Below are 3366 nucleotides of genomic sequence, written 5' to 3' on the forward strand. Positions count from 1 at the left end.
CGACCGGGCCGAGGCGATCCGCGACGCCGTCCGGGGCCTCCGCACGGGCGACGTGCTGGTGGTCGCCGGCAAGGGCCACGAAACCGGCCAGATCGTCGGCGAGCGCATTCTGCCGTTCTCGGATCACCAGGCGGTTGGGGCCGCCATCGCGGAGTTTTCGGCGTGACCACCCCTCCGCTCTGGACCCCCGCCGAGATCGCGGCCGTTCCGGGCGCCCGGCTCCTGGGCGCGCGCGCGCCCGCGACCGGGATCTCGATCGACACCCGCACCCTCGCGCCGGGTGACCTGTTCTTCGCCATCCGGGGCGTGGCCAGCGATGGCCACGACCACGTCCGGACCGCCCTCGCGGCCGGTGCTGCGGCGGCCGTCGTGGCCGAGGAGCGGGCCGCCGACTTCGCCAATGCCGGCCCTCTTGTGGTCGTTCCCGACGTGCTGGAGGCGCTCCGGGCGCTCGGCCGTGCGGCGCGGGCCCGCACCGCGGCCGGCGTGGTCGGGGTCACGGGATCGGTCGGCAAGACCGGCACCAAGGACGCGCTGCGGCTTGTCCTGTCGGGCTTCGGCCCGACCCATGCCGCCACCGCCTCCTTCAACAACCATTGGGGCGTGCCCGTCACGCTGGCCCGGATGCCGCGCGAAACCGCCTTTGGCGTGTTCGAGGTCGGCATGAACCACCCCGGCGAGATCGTGCCGCTGACCGCCATGGTCCGGCCGCATGTGGCCGTGGTGACGGCGGTTGAGCCGGTTCACATTGCTCATTTCCGCTCCGTCTCCGGCATCGCCGATGCCAAGGGCGAGATCTTCTCCGGCCTCGAGCCCGGGGGCGTGGCCGTGATCCCGTCGGACAACCCGCATCACGGGCGGCTGCTCGCCCATGCCGGGGCGTCGCGGGCCGGCCGGGTCGTCGGCTTCGGCGAGGGCGCCGGGGCGGACGTGCGGGCGCTGCGCATCGCGGCCGGGCCCGACCACTCCTTTGTCGAGGCGGACGTTCTCGGCCGCCGGGTCGCGTACCGGATCGGCATGGCCGGCCGGCATGTGGCGCTGAATTCGCTCGCCGTCCTGGCCGTGGCCCACGTGCTCGGGCTCGACATCGGGCAGGCGGCCTCCGCCTATGCCGGGCTGGTGCCGCCGGCCGGACGGGGCGAACGCATCCGTCTGCGGGCCCCCTCCGGCGAGTTCCTCCTGATCGACGAGAGCTTCAACGCCAATCCGGCCTCCATGCGGGCGGCCCTCGCGGCCCTGGCGCTGGTTGAGCTGCCGGCCGGCGGCCGGCGCGTGGCGGTGCTGGCCGATATGGGCGAGCTCGGCGAGGCCGGGCCGGCCGCACATCGCGAGCTGGCCGAGGCCGTCGCGGCAGCGAACGTCGATGTCGTGTTTGCCGCCGGGCCGCTGATCCGCGACCTCTGGGAGGCTCTGCCGCCCGGCCTGCGGGGCGCCTATGCCGAGAGCGCCGCCGCGCTTCAGCCGGCCGTTCTCGACGCCGTGCGGGGCGGCGACGCCGTCATGGTGAAAGGGTCCAAATCGACCCTTGTCTCCAAAATCGCCGCCACGCTCGCATCCCGCTTCGCTCCCGCGGCCGAGCCGCTCTCCACTGCAGCGGCCAGGACCTGACATGCTGATTTTCCTGGCTGACCTCAGCGCGTATTTCTCGCCGCTGAACGTGTTTCGCTACATCACCTTCCGGACGGCCGGCGCGGTCGCGACCGCGCTCCTGTTCGTGTTCTGGCTCGGCCCGGCGGCGATCTCCTCGCTCCGCATCCGGCAGGGCAAGGGCCAGCCCATCCGGGCGGACGGGCCGCAATCGCACCTGCTCACCAAGCGCGGCACGCCGACCATGGGCGGGCTCATGATCTTGGCCGGGCTGCTGGTCGCAACCGTGCTCTGGGCCGATCCCCGCAATCTCTATGTCTGGGTGGTCGTGCTGGTGATGCTCGGCTACGGGGCGATCGGCTTCTACGACGACTTCCTCAAGGTCTCGCGCCAGTCGCATGCCGGCTTCTCCGGCCGAAAGCGGCTCGCGCTCGAGATCCTGATCGGGCTTGTGGCCTGCACGGCCATCGCCTTCATCGCGACGCCCGGCTTGTCGAACAAGCTGTCCCTGCCGTTCTTCAAGGACGTGCTGTTCGATTTCGGCTGGTTCTACATCGCCTTCGGGGCGCTGGTGATCGTGGGCTCCGGCAATGCCGTGAACCTGACCGACGGGCTGGACGGCCTCGCCATCGTGCCGGTGATGATCGCCGGCGCGACCTTCGGCTTTGTCGCCTACCTGGCCGGCAACGCCATCTTCGCGAATTACCTGCAGATCCGGTTCGTGCCCGGGACGGGCGAGCTCGCCGTGCTCTGCGGCGGCCTGCTGGGGGCGGGGCTCGGCTTCCTTTGGTTCAACGCACCGCCGGCCCAGGTCTTCATGGGCGACACCGGCTCCCTCGCGCTCGGCGGTCTCCTCGGCACCGTCGCGGTCGCGACCAAGCACGAACTCGTGCTCGCCATCGTGGGCGGGCTGTTCGTGGCCGAGGCGCTCTCGGTGATCCTGCAGGTCGGCTACTTCAAGATGACCGGCAAGCGTTTCTTCCGAATGGCGCCGCTGCACCACCATTTCGAGCAGCTCGGCTGGACGGAGCCGCAGGTCGTGATCCGCTTCTGGATCATTGCCGCGCTTCTGGCCCTGGTCGGGCTCTCCACGCTGAAGCTCCGGTGACCCCCGTCACCTGCTTCGCCGGGCGGCGGGTCGCCCTGTTCGGCCTCGGCGGGTCGGGCCTCGTCACGGCCCTGGCCCTGAAGGCCGGGGGAGCCGAGGTCGTGGCCTGCGACGACGCGGCCGCGAGCCTGGCACGGGCCGAGGCGGCCGGCGTTCAGACGGGCGACCTCCGCAGCCTCGACTGGTCCGGCTTTGCCGCGCTGGTGCTCGCGCCCGGCGTGCCGCTGACCCATCCGGCGCCGCACTGGGCCGTGCAACGGGCCGCGCAGGCCGGGATCGAGGTGATCGGCGACGTCGAGCTTTTCGCCCGCGAGCGCGCGCGGCTCGCGCCGGAGGCGCCGTTCGTGGCCATCACGGGCACCAACGGCAAATCCACCACCACGGCGCTGCTTTCGCACCTCCTGCGCGAGGCGGGAGCCGACGTGCAGATGGGCGGCAACATCGGCACCGCCATCCTGTCCCTCGATCCGCCGTCGCGCGACCGCGTGCACGTGATCGAGATGTCGTCCTTTCAGATCGACCTCACGCCGTCGCTGAATCCGACCGTCGGTGTGCTCCTCAACATCACGCCCGACCATCTCGATCGCCACGGCACGATGGAGAACTACGCCGCCATCAAGGAACGGCTCGTCGCCGGGGCCGCTGTCGCGATCGTGGGCCTGGACGACGCG

General features: G+C 71.5%; 3 protein-coding genes and 1 pseudogene. All 4 read left to right on the plus strand.

What is annotated here, in order from left to right:
* Nucleotides 1–166 (plus strand): annotated as a pseudogene (locus tag JWR86_RS15095) (UDP-N-acetylmuramoyl-L-alanyl-D-glutamate--2,6-diaminopimelate ligase); the annotation flags it as partial.
* Nucleotides 163–1608: a UDP-N-acetylmuramoylalanyl-D-glutamyl-2,6-diaminopimelate--D-alanyl-D-alanine ligase gene (locus JWR86_RS15100; RefSeq protein ID WP_299567077.1), complete on the plus strand. Its 1446-nt coding sequence runs from the start codon at nt 163–165 to the stop codon at nt 1606–1608. The pseudogene JWR86_RS15095 and the gene JWR86_RS15100, both read left to right, overlap by 4 nt.
* Nucleotide 1609: 1 nt before the next feature.
* Nucleotides 1610–2695 (plus strand): phospho-N-acetylmuramoyl-pentapeptide-transferase, encoded by a 1086-nt coding sequence (gene mraY / locus JWR86_RS15105; protein ID WP_299567079.1) that lies wholly within the window; start codon nt 1610–1612, stop codon nt 2693–2695.
* Nucleotides 2692–3366 (plus strand): Mur ligase family protein (locus JWR86_RS15110; protein WP_299567080.1); only part of this gene is annotated, 675 nt, incomplete at its 3' end. The genes mraY and JWR86_RS15110, both read left to right, overlap by 4 nt.

Source organism: Enterovirga sp. (assembly GCF_028290205.1).
GTDB lineage: Bacteria > Pseudomonadota > Alphaproteobacteria > Rhizobiales > Beijerinckiaceae > Enterovirga.

Excerpts from the sequence above, each read along its gene's own strand:
- mraY (WP_299567079.1), top strand. The coding sequence starts at position 1,610 with ATGCTGATTTTCCTGGCTGACCTCAGCGCGTATTTCTCGCCGCTGAAC.